Source organism: Rahnella aceris, assembly GCF_011684115.1.
In the GTDB taxonomy this organism is placed as follows: Bacteria; Pseudomonadota; Gammaproteobacteria; order Enterobacterales; family Enterobacteriaceae; genus Rahnella; species Rahnella aceris.
Genome location: NZ_JAADJV010000001.1, coordinates 1,250,270 through 1,264,924 on the forward strand (window position 1 = coordinate 1,250,270; position 14,655 = coordinate 1,264,924).

Genomic DNA, 14,655 nt, shown 5'->3' on the forward strand with positions numbered 1-14,655 from the left:
TTTTTTATGCTCTGAAATGGTGATGCTTACGGTTACTGAGCGGGCGTCGTTACCGGCGTGCTCGCACTGATCACACCTGAGGACAGCGTATTCAGGGCATCGCGGATGGCCGGAACGGCCAGCGCACGGTTATCGGCCAGATAACGGTCTTGTGCCGCTGGCGCGGAACTTTGAATTGCCACCAGCGACCAGCCATCGGCATTTTTCAGCAGCAACGGTGAGCCGCTGTCGCCCGGCAAAGTATCGCAGCGATGCGATAACACACCCGGTTGCGCCCATCCGGTGATCAGACAATCCTGATGTACATACAAATCATCCAGATGATCTTCCGGGTATCCGGCCTGGGTCACTTTCCTGCCTTCCTGTTTCAGCAGAGCGGTCAGGTTGTCACGGGAGCCTTCCCACAATGGCAGGGGTTTGATCGGCAATGCCAGCTTTTCATCTGTCAGGCGAACCAGTGCGAAATCAAACGGTGCCGCTTTAGGCGGAACAATCCAGCCGTCGCCATCCGCTTTCAGTTTCTTGCCCAATTTCGGATCCACCAGCGTTTGTAATGCGGTGATCTGATATCGCCATTTCTGATCATGAGAAATGAATCTCAGCGCCACGACTTTGTCTATTTTGCCCGGAGGCGCCAGCACACAATGGCCCGCCGTGAGGACAAGATGTTTAGAAATGAGCGTCGCGGTGCATAAATTGCCGCTCTCGGTTTCAATCTGCCCGATGGCCTGCCATGGCCAGTGCGCCGCCGCAGCCACCGGTGTGCGCTGATCGTGACCAAAGAAAAGGGCCGTTTTTTCTTTCATGCTGATGGAAGGTGTGTCGGAATCTGCATCATCAGGAGAGTCTGCATGTACAAGGGCACTGGCGGTAAAACAGAAAAAGCACAAAAACAGCGGTAACGCGATGCGCATAACATTCTGACCTTGAAAACAGGGAGAACCCGGGAAGCCGTAATTATGGAACGATTATAGACGGTTATGTTTCGTGGTGGATATATTTGTCTGGTAACTCAGCCTTTTGAGCCGATGACGGGCGTCATCGCGGGGTATCTCAGAAGTAGAAGAACAGGGTGATCAGACCGCAAAGGATCAGGGAACACAGGGTGATTTCGAACAGGTAGCGGCGCAGCATCTTCCATCAGTACCTCAAGATAGAAAACCGGAGAAAAAAACACCCGGCGAACCGGGTGTTAAATCATCAGTCTTGATAATGGTGAGTAGATACGCTCACAAAGACTTTTACTGACTACTTATGCTGCTGGAGTTGCTTTTGCAGCTGGAGCCGCTTTTTTAGCGTGTTTCACGTGTTTTTTAGCAGCCTGGGCTTTCTGAGCTACTGGTGCAGCTTTCTTAGCATGTTTCACGTGTTTTTTAGCAGCCTGGGCTTTCTGAGCTACTGGAGCCGCTTTCTTAGCGTGTTTCACGTGTTTTTTAGCAGCCTGCGCTTTCTGAGCTACTTTCTTGTGAGTTTTGTGCTTAGTCACATGCTTGGCAGCAGGTGCTGGAGCAGCGGTAGTTGCAGCAGCAGCTGGCGCCGGAGTTGCAGTAGTTTCAGCAGCGAAAGCGACAGAAGACAGACCCATTGCAGCGGCTACAACCAGAGCTAATACTTTTTTCATCTTTAATTCCTCAGAATTTTTGTTTAAGTGTCCACCCCACTGCGGGGCCGGTATGAAGAATACTAGGCGTGTTGGATCTGGTTGTCCGTGAGTGATTGGTTTCGGCGTGTAACGGAATGTACAAAGGAGGGGGCGTAATAAAATCAGGGAATTACGGTGAAATTGGAGGGTATAGCGATGGAGTTGCTACGGGGCAGTGGATCGCGTGTTTGCGTTTAATGCAAACTTCAACTTATTGATTTTGCTTTAAAACCCCACCCCAGCCCTCCCCTTCGCAGGGGAGGGAGCGGACCGCGTGTTTGCTCCTCCCCCTGCGAAGGGGGAGGCGGGGAGGGGGTATTAATGGCAACTTCCCTTTTAAAGCAAACTTCAACTTATTGATTTATATTTAAAAAATCGACAACGCACGCCTTCCGCCTACAAGTATCGCCCTTCAAGATGCGCCCGGAAGAACGCCGGATTCAGCGTTTCGCCTGTCGCGTTTTTCATCAGCTGATCTGTCGTGAACCGGCTGCCGTGCTGCCAGATATTCTGTTGCAGCCACTGGAACAGGGCGGTCAGGTCACCGCGGACAATGTCATCCTGCAACGTCGGAATGGCTTTGTTAGCCGTCTGGAACAACTGCGCGGCGTACATCGCGCCGAGGGTATATGTCGGGAAATAACCGAAGCCACCGTCGGTCCAGTGGATATCCTGCATGCAGCCGTCGCGGTAGTTGCCGACAGTGTCGATGCCAAGATATTCCTGCATCTTTCTGTTCCACAGGGCCGGAATATCATCAACTTCTATTTCACCTTCCATCAGCGCTTTTTCGATTTCATATCGCAGGATGACGTGGGCCGGATAGCTCAGTTCATCGGCGTCGACACGGATAAGGCCCGGCTGGACGTGCTGGTTCAGCTTCATAAAGTTGCTTTCATCCAGCCCTTCACGGTGACCGAATTGCTCGATAACCAGCGGATACACAGATTTCAGGAACGGCTCGCTGCAACCCAGTTGCATTTCAAACAGCAGGCTTTGTGATTCGTGAACACCCATCGAACGGGCGTTGGAAACCGGCTGGCCCAGCCATTCTTTTGGCAGGTTTTGCTCGTAACGTGCATGACCGGTTTCGTGGATAACTCCCATCATGGCGCTGAGGAATTCATTTTCATTGTAACGTGTGGTGATACGTACATCCTGCGGAACCCCGCCACAGAACGGGTGCGCGCTGACATCCAGACGACCGGCATCGAAATTAAAACCCAGTTTACCCATCACTTTCAGACCAAGCTGCCGCTGTTTTTCGATGTCAAACGGCCCCTGTGGCGCAATACGGGTTTCGGATTTTTGCTTTTCAACCACGGTTTGTAACAGGTCCGGCAGCCAGGTTTTCAGATCGCCAAACAGCACATCCAGCTTCTGTGAGGTCATGCCCGGTTCGTATAAATCGAGCAGGGCGTCGTAACGACTGATGCCCGCAGCCTCGGCGCGCAACTGTGCTTCCTGACGGCTCAGCTTAACCACTTCTTTCAGGTTATCCGAGAAGCCTTCCCAGTCGTTCGATTTACGCTGGATACGCCACGCCTGCTCGCAACGTGCGCCGGCCAGTGATTTTGCCTGTACCAGGCTTTCCGGCAGCAAAGCCGCCTGCTGATAGTGACGGCGCATTTCGCGCAGATTGGCCTGCTCAACGTCATTAAGTTGTTCGCCGCTGGCCTGTTCCAGCCATTCACCGACCTGTTTCGCCGTGAGGATCTGATGCGTCAGCACGCTCAGTTCAGCCAGCGCTTCCGAGCGGGCTTGTCCGCCTTCCGGTGGCATCATGGCCGCGGCATCCCAGCCTGCAATAGCCGATAAATGGCCGAAGCGGGACAAACGGGCGAAGGTGTCGTGTAATTTTTTATAGGCGATGGTCATTGTGGCTCCCTTCCTGATTTTCGTGATTAGGCTGTTCTGCAGCCAGATTGAATGTGGGTTTTACCGGCCAGCTGAAACGCAGACTGGCACCGCCGAGCGGGCTGCCGTCAACGGCGATACGCCCCTGATAAGCGACGGCGATGGAATGGACGATTGCCAGCCCCAGCCCGCAGCCGCCGGTGGCGCGATCACGGCTCGGGTCCAGGCGAACAAAGGGCTCAAAGATGCGGGTACGTTCTTCCGGCGGGATGCCCGGCCCGTCGTCTTCAACCTGCAGGCAGGCGAGTTCACTGTCTAACCACAGGCTGACGCGCAATGTCTGTTGTGAATAGCGCAGACCGTTATTGACCAGATTGTCCAGCACACGCTCCATCAGACGTAAATCCACACCGCCGAAATCGGCATTTTGCGGCGCGTCATAGAGAATGGTGCGCTCGGTGATCAGCCGGAAATCATCGACTTTGTCTTCCAGCCATTCGGCCAGATTGACTTTTTCCAGGTTAAGCGTCACCTGCGGACGGTCCAGACGTGCATAAGTCAGCAATTCGTCGATCAGCGCTTCAAGCTGCCCGATATCGCGGTTGATGGCATTTTGTTCCGACTCCGGCAGGTTTTCACTGATCGCCAGCCGGTAACGCAGACGTACCAGCGGCGTACGCAGCTCATGGGCGATACCGTCGATCAGGAGTTTTTTACTGGCGACCAGCGTACTGATGTTGTCTGCCATCTGGTTAAAGGCCACGCCCAGCCGGTTAAGGCTGGAGGTGGAATCAAAATCAATACGTTCGTCGAGATGGCCGTTACCGAGGCGCAGCGCGGAGTTTTCCAGCCGCAGCAAATCCTGCCAGTGCGGGCGCATCCACAGGAATACCGGCAGGGCCAGCGATAAACCGATGAAGATCAGCAACCCCAGATCCAGCAGCCGCATTTCATGCATATAAAACAGGTACGGAATAGGGCCGACCACCAGCACGTAATGGCTGCGCGGCACACGCTGAATGAAAGTGTATTCGTCATCAAGCGCAATAATTTCGCCGTCTTTAAGACGTTGATCCAGCACAGGGCTGAGTTTGCGTTTTCCGAGCGGCTCGATATGCAGTTTGAAAGACAGATTCAGATCCAGCGTATTGATGGTCTTGTTCCAGTCTTTAATCGGAATTTCCCGCAGTTCACTGCGCATCAGGTAGAGCGAACTTTTCATCAAATCGTTCATGGACTGACGGCCGGTACGTTCAGCGGTGACTTTGTAAACCAGTCCGACCAGCATCGCCATCACCAGAAAACAGACCAGCAGTAACAGAAAGAACTGGATGAAAAGCTTTTTCATTCCTGTAACGTCTCCCAGGCGTTGGGAGCAAACAGATAGCCTTTATTGCGCACGGTTTTGATGCGAAATGGCTCAAGGGTGTTGTCATACAGTTTGCGACGCAGGCGGGAGATCGCGACATCAATGCTGCGATCCAGCCCGTCATAGCTGACCCCGCGAAGGTTTTTCAGCAGCGCTTCGCGATCCATAATGCGCCCGGCGTGTGTTGCCAGTTCCCACAACAAATCAAAGTCGGAGGTAGAAAGAACGATCGTTTCATCCACCAGCGTCACTTCGCGGTTAACCGGGTCGATGCACAACTGACCGAAATGCAGGGCATTGCCGCTTTTGAGCGTCTGAACCGGTTGTTCATTTTGGCTATTCTGCGCCGGACTCTGACGTAAATGCAGCCGCAAACGGGCCAGAAGTACCGCTGGTGGCGTTGTTTTCAGGATGTAATCGCTGGCGCCCATTTCAAGTGACAAAATGTGGTTCATGTCGCTGTCGAGTGATGTGAGCAACACAATCGGGCCGGGGAAGATCGGGCGTAAATCGCGGCATAATGTCATGCCATCTTTGCCCGGCAGCATGATGTCGAGCAGAACCAGATCGGGTTTTTCTTTTTCAATACGCGCCTGCGCGGTATCGCCACGCGGTTCAACCAGCACGTCGATATCGTGTTTACCCAGATAGGCGGCAATCAGGTTGCCGACTTCTGCATCATCTTCTACAAAAACGATTTTATTCATTGGCTTGCTGCTTTAAGAAATCCGGTGATTAGCATAGCGTGACCCGCAGGGCGACGCTATCGTGCTAGCGTAATAGAACATGTCAGTTTCCGTTACGGAAAGCACCGGAAGCGACTGGCAAAGTGTTAGTGAATTATGCCATTATATAGCTGAATATCTTCGGCGTTATACATTGATTAAATAATTGATTGACCCTGACCAGGAAGAGGAAGAGGGGATGAATGAAAACCGCCTGGTACCCGATGCGCGCAGTCAACAAGCATCCTTTGACTACATGGAATACTTGTCCGCATCCTGCAAAAAGAAATGGAGTTTTGTCGACGCTATTTATGGCGTGATGCCGTTCTTTGGCATGGTTCTGAAATCCCGTTCGAAAAAAGAAAAATCCAAGCAGGAAGCGTTGCGCGCACTGGCTTTACAGGTAGTTTCCACCCAGGTCAGCGACGAGACCAATATTGTCCGGCTGATTGAACTGGCTGAGCAGCAGAATATGTACAGCATTGATATTAATCTGCCGTACTCGCTGACTGAAGAACAGCTCACTGCAATAAAAGTAGAATGCAAACATCTGGTGCAATTAAACCAGAATAATGATCATCTGATAGTGCAGATTATGCAGATGCCGCCCCGGCACTGATTTCTCCGTGATGCATTCAAAATAAAGGCCGCTCTCGCGGCCTTTAACATTTCAGCAAATCCCTGCTTATTTCTTCAGTTCTGCGCGTAACTCTTTCACGTCTGAGGCAGAAACCGGCGCGGCGGCATTTCCCCAGCTGTTACGGATATACGTCAGCACGTTAGCGACATCAGCATCGCTCATGTTGGCATCAAACGATGGCATCGACGGCGCGGTCGGTTGGCTGTCGGTAGCCACCGGACGGCTGCCCGTCAGTACCACGCGGATAAGCGACGTGGCGTTGGTCTGGTTGATGAGCGGTGAATCGGCCAGGCGCGGGAACAGACCTTCCTGACCTTTTCCGGCTGGCGTATGGCATGCGGAACACCGGTCAGCATAGATATTTTTCCCGGCCACCATCGCCTTATCATCGGCTTTCACCGGCGCAGGGGCTTTGCTGCCGCTGTCATGACCGCTGTCTTTCAGGTACACCGCCACGGCTTTGAGATCAGCATCCGTCCAGTGCTGAGACGAATTAGTGACTTCTTCCGCCATCGGACCGGAAGCGATATCGAAACGGTTAGACCCGGTTTTCAGATATTGCATCAGATCTTCCTGCGTCCAGTTGCCGACACCGGTGTGCTTGTTGCTGGTGATATCCGGCGCAACCCAGCCTTCCACCACCGCGCCTTGCAGGAACTCGCTGTCCTTGTCGCCGCCAATCATATTTTTCGGTGTATGACAGGTGCCGCAGTGTCCCAGACCTTCAACGATATACGCGCCACGGTTCCATTCCGCTGATTTATCCATCTGCGGTTTGAATTCGCCTTGGGTGAAGTTCAGCCAGTTCCAGCCCATCAGGCTGGTACGCACGTTGAACGGGAACGGCAACTGGTTAGTCTCGACTTCGTGATGCACCGGTTGCAGGGTTTGCAGATACGCCCAAATGGCGGCGTTATCTTCGCGGGTTACTTTGGTGTAGGCCGTGAACGGCATCGCACCGTAAAGACGTTTGCCGCCGTGGCCGATGCCTTCGGACATCGCACGCTGGAAGTCATCGAACGTCCATTTGCCGATACCGGTTTGCACATCTGGCGTAATGTTTGCGCCGACCAGACGGCCAAATGGTGTTTCAATCGGCACGCCGCCGGCAAAAGGTTTGGCATCCGGCGTGGAGGCGGTATGACAGGCGGCGCAGTCGCCCACCGTTGCCAGATACCGGCCACGTTCCACCTGTTCGAAAGAGCCGTCGCCTGCCGCGTGGGCCAGCCCGCTGATGCTCAAAGCCAGTAAACCGAGTGAGAATGAGGTTAACTTTTTCATGCGATCATCTCTCCCGGTTTTTTCAGATAGTAGTTACGGATTGCATGGGCGGCTTTGAACGCCAGCGCGCCGACGGTGCCGGTCGGGTTGTAACCGGGGTTTTGCGGGAAGGCAGACGCACCGACCACAAACAGATTAGGCACATCCCAGACTTGCAGATGTTTGTTTACCGAGCTGGTGGACGGATCCGCGCCCATCACAAATCCGCCGACCACGTGGGAAGACTGATACGGCGTACCGTTCCAGTGGCCTTTCATCGGATTAGCGACCAGCTGACGCGGATTCATCGCTTTGGCGATTTCGGCCACTTTACCGGTGCAATACGCGGCCATTTTCAGATCGTTTTCCGGGAAATCGAAGGTCACGCGCAGCAGCGGGCGACCCAGACGGTCTTTATAGTTTGGATCCAGCGACAGATAGTTGGTTTTGGTGGTGTAGCTGCTGGCCTCACAGCCGATCGACATCGAGCTGAGATAGTTGGCGACCGTGGCTTTTTTCCATTCGCTGCCCCATTTCGGCGTTCCCGGCGGAACAGGGCGGTAGCCGATGGGCGCACCGCCGATGGGTGTGACACGGATATTGCCACCGCCAAAGAAGCCCAGACCGCTGTGATCGAAGTTGTCGTTGTTGAAATCGTCGATGCCCATCCCGACCGCGCCTGCACCGATGAACGGGTTAAAGTTTTTGTCATCGAAGAACAGCTGTACACCGTTGGCGGTCTGATAAGCGTAATTACGGCCCGTGGTGCCGCTTAAGGTGACCGGGTCATAGGGTTTACCGATACCGGAAAGCAACATCAGACGGACGTTTTCGAAGGTAAAGGCACTGACGATCACCAGATCAGCCGGTTGTTCCCACTCGTCACCGGACGAGTCGATATAGACCACACCTGTGGCGCGTTTACCGGTGGAATCGGTCAACACCTGCATCACTTCACAGTTGGTGCGGGCTTCGAAATTCTCCTTGCGGATCAGTGCCGGTAATACGGTAGTGATGGCGCTGGCCTTGGAATAGTTCGCGCAGCCGTAGTTGGTGCAGAAGCCGCAGTAGGTACAGGGTCCCATTTTTACACCGAGCGGGTTGGTGTAAGGCTCGGAAATCAGGGAAGAGGGCACAGGGAACGCTTTGTAGCCCATATTGCGCGCGGCTTCAGCAAACAGTGTCGGGCCGTAAGGCTGATCCATCGGGCGGGTCGGATATTCAATCGAGCGCATCCCTTCATACGGGTTACCGCCGTCATGATGTTCGCCGTTCACGTTACTGGCTTTACCGGACACCCCGGCCAGACGTTCGAAAGAGGCGTAATGCGGTTCCATTTCGTCCCAGTCGGTGCCCCAGTCTTGCAGAACTAACTCTTCCGGGATGGCGTTCGCGCCGTAACGTTCAGTCAGATGGCTTTTCAGGCGGAATTCATCTGGCTGAAAACGGAAGGTGATCCCCGCCCAGTGGTTGCCTGCGCCGCCGGTGCCGTTACCCGGATGGAAAGATCCCCATTCGCGCATCGGCAAAGCCGTTTGCGCCGGATTGTTGCGGATGGTGATGGTGTTCTGACGGGTGCGTAACATCAGTTCCTGACGGGTGTTGTAACGCAATTCATCAGTAACGGTGGCTACGTTGAAATCGCGCGCCGTATCACGCCACGGACCGCGTTCAATCGCCACCACATTCAGACCTTCGTCGCACAATTCATTGGCGATGATCGAGCCGGCCCAGCCGAGTCCGATCACCACCACGTCGGTTTTGGGTAATTTTTTTGCCATAATATTGTTCTGCCCTTAGCTTTTCATTTTCCATGCGTCGCCGCCGGAAATGCTCAGCGGTTCGAGATCGAGTTTCTGGTTATGTTTGCCGACATATTCGCGGTAGTCGTAGCGTGCGCCAGGGAAGCCCAGCATTTTCCACGACACCATATTGCGGTTACCGCCATAAATCGGGTCAGCGAAGAAACCTTCCATCGTGTTCTTAAGTGCAATGGCGAAGAACAATTTGGAATCGATCCCATCAAGGGCAATTTTTCCACTCTCAAGGCCTGACAGGATTTGATCCTGTTGGTCACCGGGCAGATCTTTGAATAATTTCTGATGCTGTGACCGGGTGTATTTATCCAGTGCGGCCAGACCAAGACGGTAACGCTGTTGCGGAACCAGCGGTGACTGGTCACCTTGTTCCGGTGTACCGTCCTGGAAAGGGCCTTGCATGTAGAGGCGGGAATAGGTGCCGTAGAATCCGGCCAGCTGACGGTCGATAAACACTGCGCATCCGGCATCTTTACCGCCCACGCTCAGGTCATCGGCGGGCACCAGACGGTCAACAATAGCTTCCATAGCAGCGGCTTCGGCGTCGGTGAAGAACGCCCAGCCATCGGTCTCAATCTGCGGCGGCGGGCTGGCGTCAAAGGGGCTCCACACGGGCGTGCCTTTGAGCGTCACCGCATTTGCGGCTTTGGCGGCACCCAGTACTGCGGAGGCGGCCGTGAAGGAGAGAATTTGTCTGCGGGTCACGCCGGGCAAGGTTTTTTTGCTCATTTATGTTCCCTGTTGGTATACATCACTTTAAGGTCCGGACGCACTCTGCCAGGGCAGTCGGGTGGCGTCGGGATAATCGTTAACCTGCTAAGGATAAATGAAAACAGACTGTAAAGATAAATGGTTGGTTTGTTAAAAATGTTATCAAATGTGTGCAATGATATCTTTGGTGTTATTTTAGGTGATATTTTTTGTGATGTGACAGCAAATCATCCATGTATTCACTATGGAAATGAATTGGCATGATTTCATTTAAGGAAATGATGTATGTGGCCGTTCGTGGCGTGAAGGTTGAATTATGCTGACCGTGCGGTAAGATCAAACCTTACGGGCAAAATGTGTAAGGTATGACTGACGTCACAGATTTTTTTTCTGATTTATTGAAGCGATTTGCAGGCAAGACCTGCGCCTCTTTGCTGATGGCTGGGGGAACCGCCTTCTATGCTGTAAGCGCCAGTGCGCTGACGGCAGAACCCACCGAATACGACGCACTCAGCTATAACCTCAGCGGTTTTCTGCCTGCCAGCGACGAAAGTTCTGTCTTTAACAATGGCACCCCGACCCAAGCGTCTCAGACGTTACCGAGCCTTGGCAGCCAGTATATCCATAACAATACCGGACCGACGGCCACTGAAAAACAACTTGCTACCACGCTGAAAGAGCTGGGAGCCACCACTACGGACAGCGATGATCCCCTGCGTGTGCAGGCGGAGACGCTGGCGTTGAGTCAGGCCGCGAAACTGGTGCAAAAAGAAACCAGCAGTTTGCTTTCGCCGCTGGGGACAGTGAGCACCTCACTGGATATGACCGGGCGTAATCTTGACGGCAGCTCCGGCCGGCTTTTCAGCCCGCTATATAATTCTCAAACCAATCTGGTTTACAGCCAGATTGGCCTGCAAAGCGAGACGGATGCCACTGTCGGTAATTTCGGCCTGGGGCAGCGCTTCAACACCGGCGCGTGGATGCTGGGATATAACGCTTTTGTGGATAATGATTTCGATCATCAGCTGACGCGCGGCAGTCTGGGCGCGGAAGCCTGGACAGATTACCTGCGTTTCTCCACCAATTATTATCATCCGTTTTCGTCCTATAAAGCCGACAGCAGTACGTCTGCGCAACTGCGCCGTCAGGCGCGTGGCTATGACATCACCACCAAAGGCTATTTACCGTTCTACCGCCAGTTGGGGGCTTCGCTGAGTTATGAGCAGTATTTCGGTCATCAGGTGGATTTGTTCGGCAACGGCACGCGGCAGAGTAATCCCTCGGCGGTGTCGTTTGGCGTGAATTACACACCGGTACCGCTGGTGACAGTGATGGCCGAGCATCAGGCCGGGCAGGATGGCGATAATCAGGATGTGGTGAAGCTGACCCTCAATTACCGGCTGGGTGTGCCGCTGGATCAACAATTGTCTTTCCGGAATGTCGCGGCAGCGCGCTCGCTGCGCGGAAGCCGCATGGACATGGTTGATCGCAATAATATGCCGGTGATGGAATTCAAACAGCGTAAAACATTGTCGGTGTTTTTAGCCACGCCGCCGTGGTCATTGCAGCCGGGTGAAACTGTGCCGCTGAAACTGCAACTGCGCGCGCTGAATTCAGTGGTGGCGCTAAGCTGGCAGGGCGATACGCAGGCGCTGAGCCTGACGCCACCCGCGAATAACCGTAATCCCGATGGCTGGAGTGTGATTGTGCCGCCGTGGGATGATTCCCCGGACGCCACCAACATTTATCGTCTGTCGGTGACCGTGGAAGACAGTAAATCGCAGAAAGTGACGTCAAACTGGATCACCCTCAATGTATCCCCGCCGCTGACTGCGCAACCGCAATACGGCAACGACGCGGGGCTGAATTTCTGACCGAGCCACTGAGGGTTTAGCTTTTTGCTCCTCCTCCTGCGAAGGGGGAGGCGAGTAGGGTTTTTAAAGGCTAACACCTTGTTAAAGCACATTACTCTGCAACACCCATACCGCGGCTTCGACGCGGGATTTGAGTTTCATTTTTTTCAGCAGATGTTTGACGTGCACTTTCACCGTGCTTTCGGTGATATTCAACCGGCGGGCGATCATTTTGTTCGGTAAACCTTCAGCGATCAGTTTGATGATGTCGCGTTCGCGCGGCGTCAGGGACTGAATATCGCGGTCACCGCTCGGGCGGCTTTCACGCAGGCTGGCGGCGAGCACCGGCGTCAGCGCTTCGCTCAGCACCATCTTCCCGGCGGCGGCGTTATGCAACGCGGCCAGCAAATCTTCCGGCTCCATATCTTTCAGTAAATAACCATCCGCGCCACGTTTCAGGGCTGTCACCACGTCATCTTCGTGATTCGACACGCTGAATACCACGATACGACCGGAAAGCGAGGTCTGGCGCATGCTGTCGAGGGTATCCAGCCCGTTCATGCCCGGCATATTCAGATCCAGCAGGATCAGATCCGGGTCGAGCTGTTTCGCCAGTTCAACGCCTTGTTCGCCATTGCTGGCTTCGCCAATGACCTTGAGACGCGAGTCCAGCGCGATCAGCTGTTTCACGCCGTTACGCAGCATAGGATGATCGTCAATCAGCAAAATAGTGGAAGGGGTGATGTCGTTCATACTTGCTCCTGGGGATTGACAGGCAGGGCTTCCGGACGGAAACGCACCGTAACTTCTGTGCCGCCATCCGGGCGTCGGGCGACCCGACAGCTGCCGTGTAAGGTACTGGCGCGATCCTGCATGATGATCAGGCCATAATGATTTTGTCGCTCGACGTCCTGTGAAATGCCTTCGCCGTTGTCACAAACACACATGTTGATTTCGCCGTCATGACAGTGCAGTGAAAGCGATACCTGCGTGGCGTTAGCGTGTTTGTAAACATTGTTCAGGGCTTCACGGGCGATGTGCAGCAGGTGAATACCTTGATTGGCCGGCACGGAACGCGGCGGGATCTGGTAATCAAAACCGATGGACAAACCCATGCGGCGCGAGAATTCATCCACGGTATGTTGCAGCGCAGCACGCAGGCCGGGAGTATTGAGCGTCAGTCGGAACGTGGTCAGCAGTTCCCGCAACTGACGATAAGCGGTACTCAGTTCCTCACGCATTTGCTGCAACAGATTTTTATCTTCTTCAGAGAACGTGTCAGCGTGCATTTGCAGGCAGGCCACCTGAATTTTCAGGCACGACAGCGATTGTGCCAGCGAATCGTGCAGTTCGCGGGCGATGGCTGAGCGTTCTTCCATCAGCATTAACTGCTGCTGATGTTCTGCCTGACGCGCCAGCATCAGGGTGCTGGTGAGCTGTTCCAGCAGGGTATGTAGCAGTTGCTGCTGATCGTCATCCAGATACTGGCCCGGCGGCAACTGTGCCAGCAACACACCGTAATTTTCACGATCGTCGCGCAGGCTCCAGCTCAGGGATTCGCCGCCGTCATCCGCATGTTCACCGACCTTAGGGCTGTCAGGCTGACGGGGTGAAGCATGGCTGTATTCATTGAACACTTCCACACTGTTATTTTCGTATTGCCGCAACTGAATGCCGCTCAGCGGAGTCAGTGACTGTAACTCTTTCAGCACCGGCTCCATGCGCACCTCAAGCGGATCGCTGGTGTGAAGCTGACGGCTCACACGGTACAGATAATCCAGCATCTGATTTTTTTGTTGCAGGTCGGCGGTTTTTTCTGCCACGCGCTGCGCCAGATTATCAACCATCTCCGCCAGCGCCAGCGACATGCTGTTAAGCGAATCGCCGAGAATATCCATTTCATTATGCGCATCGCCATTCGCCACACGTTTGCGCTGATAGCGGTGGCTGAAATCCCCGGCGGTAATGGCGCTGGCCTGTGCGAGCAGACTTTTCCAGGGCGTTAACAGATGGCGGCGCAGGAACCAGATGGTCAGCGCCATCAGTAATACAGTGACCGCCACCAGCCCGCGCTGAATCAGCGAAATCTGTTGCAGATGGTATTCGGTTTTGTACTCAAGTGCGGCGACCAGCACATCAAGCTGGCCGACAAATACGGCGATATTGGCTGATACATCTTGCGGATGCTTAGCCGCCAGAAGCTGGTCGCGCAGGGTAGTTTGCCAGTACTGACGTAACGCCAGAAACTGCGGTTGCAGGTTTTCGCGCTCTACCGCCTGTAATAAATCGGCGCTGCTTTCGTCAGCTTCCATCTGGCTGATATAACGGGCACTGGTTTCGCTCAGAGGGACCTGCGACAACAGCCGGTAACTCTGCATACGCAGTGAACCTGCTTTATTAATCGCATGGGCGTTGCCTTCGATACTGCCCGCCATCCACGCCGCCATGCTCATTCCGCCAATGCCCAGAAGGCCGAGCAGCAGCATCAGCAATGTGATCTGGCTGATGAGCGACAAAGAAGGCAGTGCGCGTTTAAACATGAATAGTATTTCCTGAACCTATATCGAAAGCTGCGGATACCGTGCCGGGCTGACGCCAGCCTGTACAGAGTGGGCATTTTTTATGATCAGAGGAAGTTTCCCTATACCTCTTTATGGTTACTCCTTTATTTCCATCTGATTTATACCTTCATTAGATGAAAGAATATTTCTTCATCAACTTTATGAATACTAGCAGTTTATTCTTTTTTCACCGGATACTCACAAAGGATTCATGGTCATT

Annotated in this window: 13 protein-coding genes; 2 read left to right on the forward strand and 11 right to left on the reverse strand. The window is 53.8% G+C overall.

Annotated elements, in window-relative coordinates; genetic code table 11:
• Positions 1–32: 32 nt before the first annotated feature.
• From GW591_RS05620 to rstA, 6 genes are all read right to left on the reverse strand, one after another.
• Entirely contained in the window at positions 33–914 is an 882-nt protein-coding gene (locus GW591_RS05620; RefSeq protein WP_013575406.1) for a trypsin-like serine peptidase, read from the reverse strand.
• 139 nt (positions 915–1,053) lie between these two features.
• The gene (ydgU, locus tag GW591_RS24275) at positions 1,054–1,134 is read right to left on the reverse strand and encodes a small membrane protein YdgU (protein WP_455567028.1); all 81 of its coding nucleotides are present in this window, start codon (positions 1,132–1,134) and stop codon (positions 1,054–1,056) included.
• A 118-nt stretch (positions 1,135–1,252) separates the two neighbouring features.
• Complete coding sequence (gene asr / locus GW591_RS05625) at positions 1,253–1,621, reverse strand: acid resistance repetitive basic protein Asr (protein WP_015697278.1); 369 nt, start codon at positions 1,619–1,621, stop codon at positions 1,253–1,255.
• A gap of 417 nt (positions 1,622–2,038) precedes the next feature.
• Positions 2,039–3,520: a carboxypeptidase M32 gene (locus tag GW591_RS05630; RefSeq protein WP_112198572.1), complete on the reverse strand. Its 1,482-nt coding sequence runs from the start codon at positions 3,518–3,520 to the stop codon at positions 2,039–2,041.
• The gene (gene rstB / locus GW591_RS05635) at positions 3,504–4,847 is read right to left on the reverse strand and encodes a two-component system sensor histidine kinase RstB (protein WP_166860269.1); all 1,344 of its coding nucleotides are present in this window, start codon (positions 4,845–4,847) and stop codon (positions 3,504–3,506) included. Before rstB ends, GW591_RS05630 begins: the two co-directional genes overlap by 17 nt.
• Entirely contained in the window at positions 4,844–5,575 is a 732-nt protein-coding gene (gene rstA, locus GW591_RS05640; protein ID WP_013575410.1) for a two-component system response regulator RstA, read from the reverse strand. The genes rstB and rstA overlap by 4 nt, the downstream gene beginning before the upstream one ends.
• Positions 5,576–5,792: 217 nt before the next feature.
• On the opposite strand from rstA, the gene GW591_RS05645 reads away from it, so the two are divergent.
• Positions 5,793–6,212: a hypothetical protein gene (locus tag GW591_RS05645; RefSeq protein ID WP_166860271.1), complete on the forward strand. Its 420-nt coding sequence runs from the start codon at positions 5,793–5,795 to the stop codon at positions 6,210–6,212.
• A 66-nt stretch (positions 6,213–6,278) separates the two neighbouring features.
• Here GW591_RS05645 and GW591_RS05650 read toward each other — a convergent pair whose 3' ends face one another.
• Genes GW591_RS05650 through GW591_RS05660 form a run of 3 tightly spaced genes read right to left on the reverse strand, consistent with a single transcriptional unit; the run spans position 6,279 to position 10,039 of the window.
• Positions 6,279–7,514 (reverse strand): c-type cytochrome, encoded by a 1,236-nt coding sequence (locus GW591_RS05650; protein WP_037033954.1) that lies wholly within the window; start codon positions 7,512–7,514, stop codon positions 6,279–6,281.
• Entirely contained in the window at positions 7,511–9,274 is a 1,764-nt protein-coding gene (locus GW591_RS05655; RefSeq protein WP_166860273.1) for a GMC family oxidoreductase, read from the reverse strand. The genes GW591_RS05650 and GW591_RS05655 overlap by 4 nt, the downstream gene beginning before the upstream one ends.
• 15 nt (positions 9,275–9,289) lie before the next feature.
• Positions 9,290–10,039: a gluconate 2-dehydrogenase subunit 3 family protein gene (locus GW591_RS05660; RefSeq protein ID WP_013575414.1), complete on the reverse strand. Its 750-nt coding sequence runs from the start codon at positions 10,037–10,039 to the stop codon at positions 9,290–9,292.
• A 347-nt stretch (positions 10,040–10,386) separates the two neighbouring features.
• Here GW591_RS05660 and GW591_RS05665 point away from each other — a divergent pair, with 347 nt between their 5' ends.
• Positions 10,387–11,895 (forward strand): YchO/YchP family invasin, encoded by a 1,509-nt coding sequence (locus GW591_RS05665; RefSeq protein WP_166860275.1) that lies wholly within the window; start codon positions 10,387–10,389, stop codon positions 11,893–11,895.
• Positions 11,896–11,976: 81 nt separating this feature from the next.
• Here the strand turns inward: GW591_RS05665 and narL are convergent, their stop codons facing one another.
• Together narL and narX are read right to left on the reverse strand one after the other, a co-directional pair.
• A complete protein-coding gene (gene narL, locus GW591_RS05670; RefSeq protein ID WP_013575416.1) occupies positions 11,977–12,627 on the reverse strand; it encodes a two-component system response regulator NarL in 651 nt (216 codons plus the stop codon).
• Positions 12,624–14,414, reverse strand: coding sequence for a nitrate/nitrite two-component system sensor histidine kinase NarX (gene narX / locus GW591_RS05675; RefSeq protein WP_166860277.1), 1,791 nt, complete (start codon positions 14,412–14,414; stop codon positions 12,624–12,626). The genes narL and narX overlap by 4 nt, the downstream gene beginning before the upstream one ends.
• Between the last annotated feature and the right edge of the window lie 241 nt (positions 14,415–14,655).

Coding starts and splice junctions, on each gene's coding strand:
- GW591_RS05620 (WP_013575406.1), bottom strand. CDS start 914: ATGCGCATCGCGTTACCGCTGTTTTTGTGCTTTTTCTGTTTTACCGCC.
- ydgU (WP_455567028.1), bottom strand. CDS start 1,134: ATGCTGCGCCGCTACCTGTTCGAAATCACCCTGTGTTCCCTGATCCTT.
- asr (WP_015697278.1), bottom strand. CDS start 1,621: ATGAAAAAAGTATTAGCTCTGGTTGTAGCCGCTGCAATGGGTCTGTCT.
- GW591_RS05630 (WP_112198572.1), bottom strand. CDS start 3,520: ATGACCATCGCCTATAAAAAATTACACGACACCTTCGCCCGTTTGTCC.
- rstB (WP_166860269.1), bottom strand. CDS start 4,847: ATGAAAAAGCTTTTCATCCAGTTCTTTCTGTTACTGCTGGTCTGTTTT.
- rstA (WP_013575410.1), bottom strand. CDS start 5,575: ATGAATAAAATCGTTTTTGTAGAAGATGATGCAGAAGTCGGCAACCTG.
- GW591_RS05645 (WP_166860271.1), top strand. CDS start 5,793: ATGAATGAAAACCGCCTGGTACCCGATGCGCGCAGTCAACAAGCATCC.
- GW591_RS05650 (WP_037033954.1), bottom strand. CDS start 7,514: ATGAAAAAGTTAACCTCATTCTCACTCGGTTTACTGGCTTTGAGCATC.
- GW591_RS05655 (WP_166860273.1), bottom strand. CDS start 9,274: ATGGCAAAAAAATTACCCAAAACCGACGTGGTGGTGATCGGACTCGGC.
- GW591_RS05660 (WP_013575414.1), bottom strand. CDS start 10,039: ATGAGCAAAAAAACCTTGCCCGGCGTGACCCGCAGACAAATTCTCTCC.
- GW591_RS05665 (WP_166860275.1), top strand. CDS start 10,387: ATGACTGACGTCACAGATTTTTTTTCTGATTTATTGAAGCGATTTGCA.
- narL (WP_013575416.1), bottom strand. CDS start 12,627: ATGAACGACATCACCCCTTCCACTATTTTGCTGATTGACGATCATCCT.
- narX (WP_166860277.1), bottom strand. CDS start 14,414: ATGTTTAAACGCGCACTGCCTTCTTTGTCGCTCATCAGCCAGATCACA.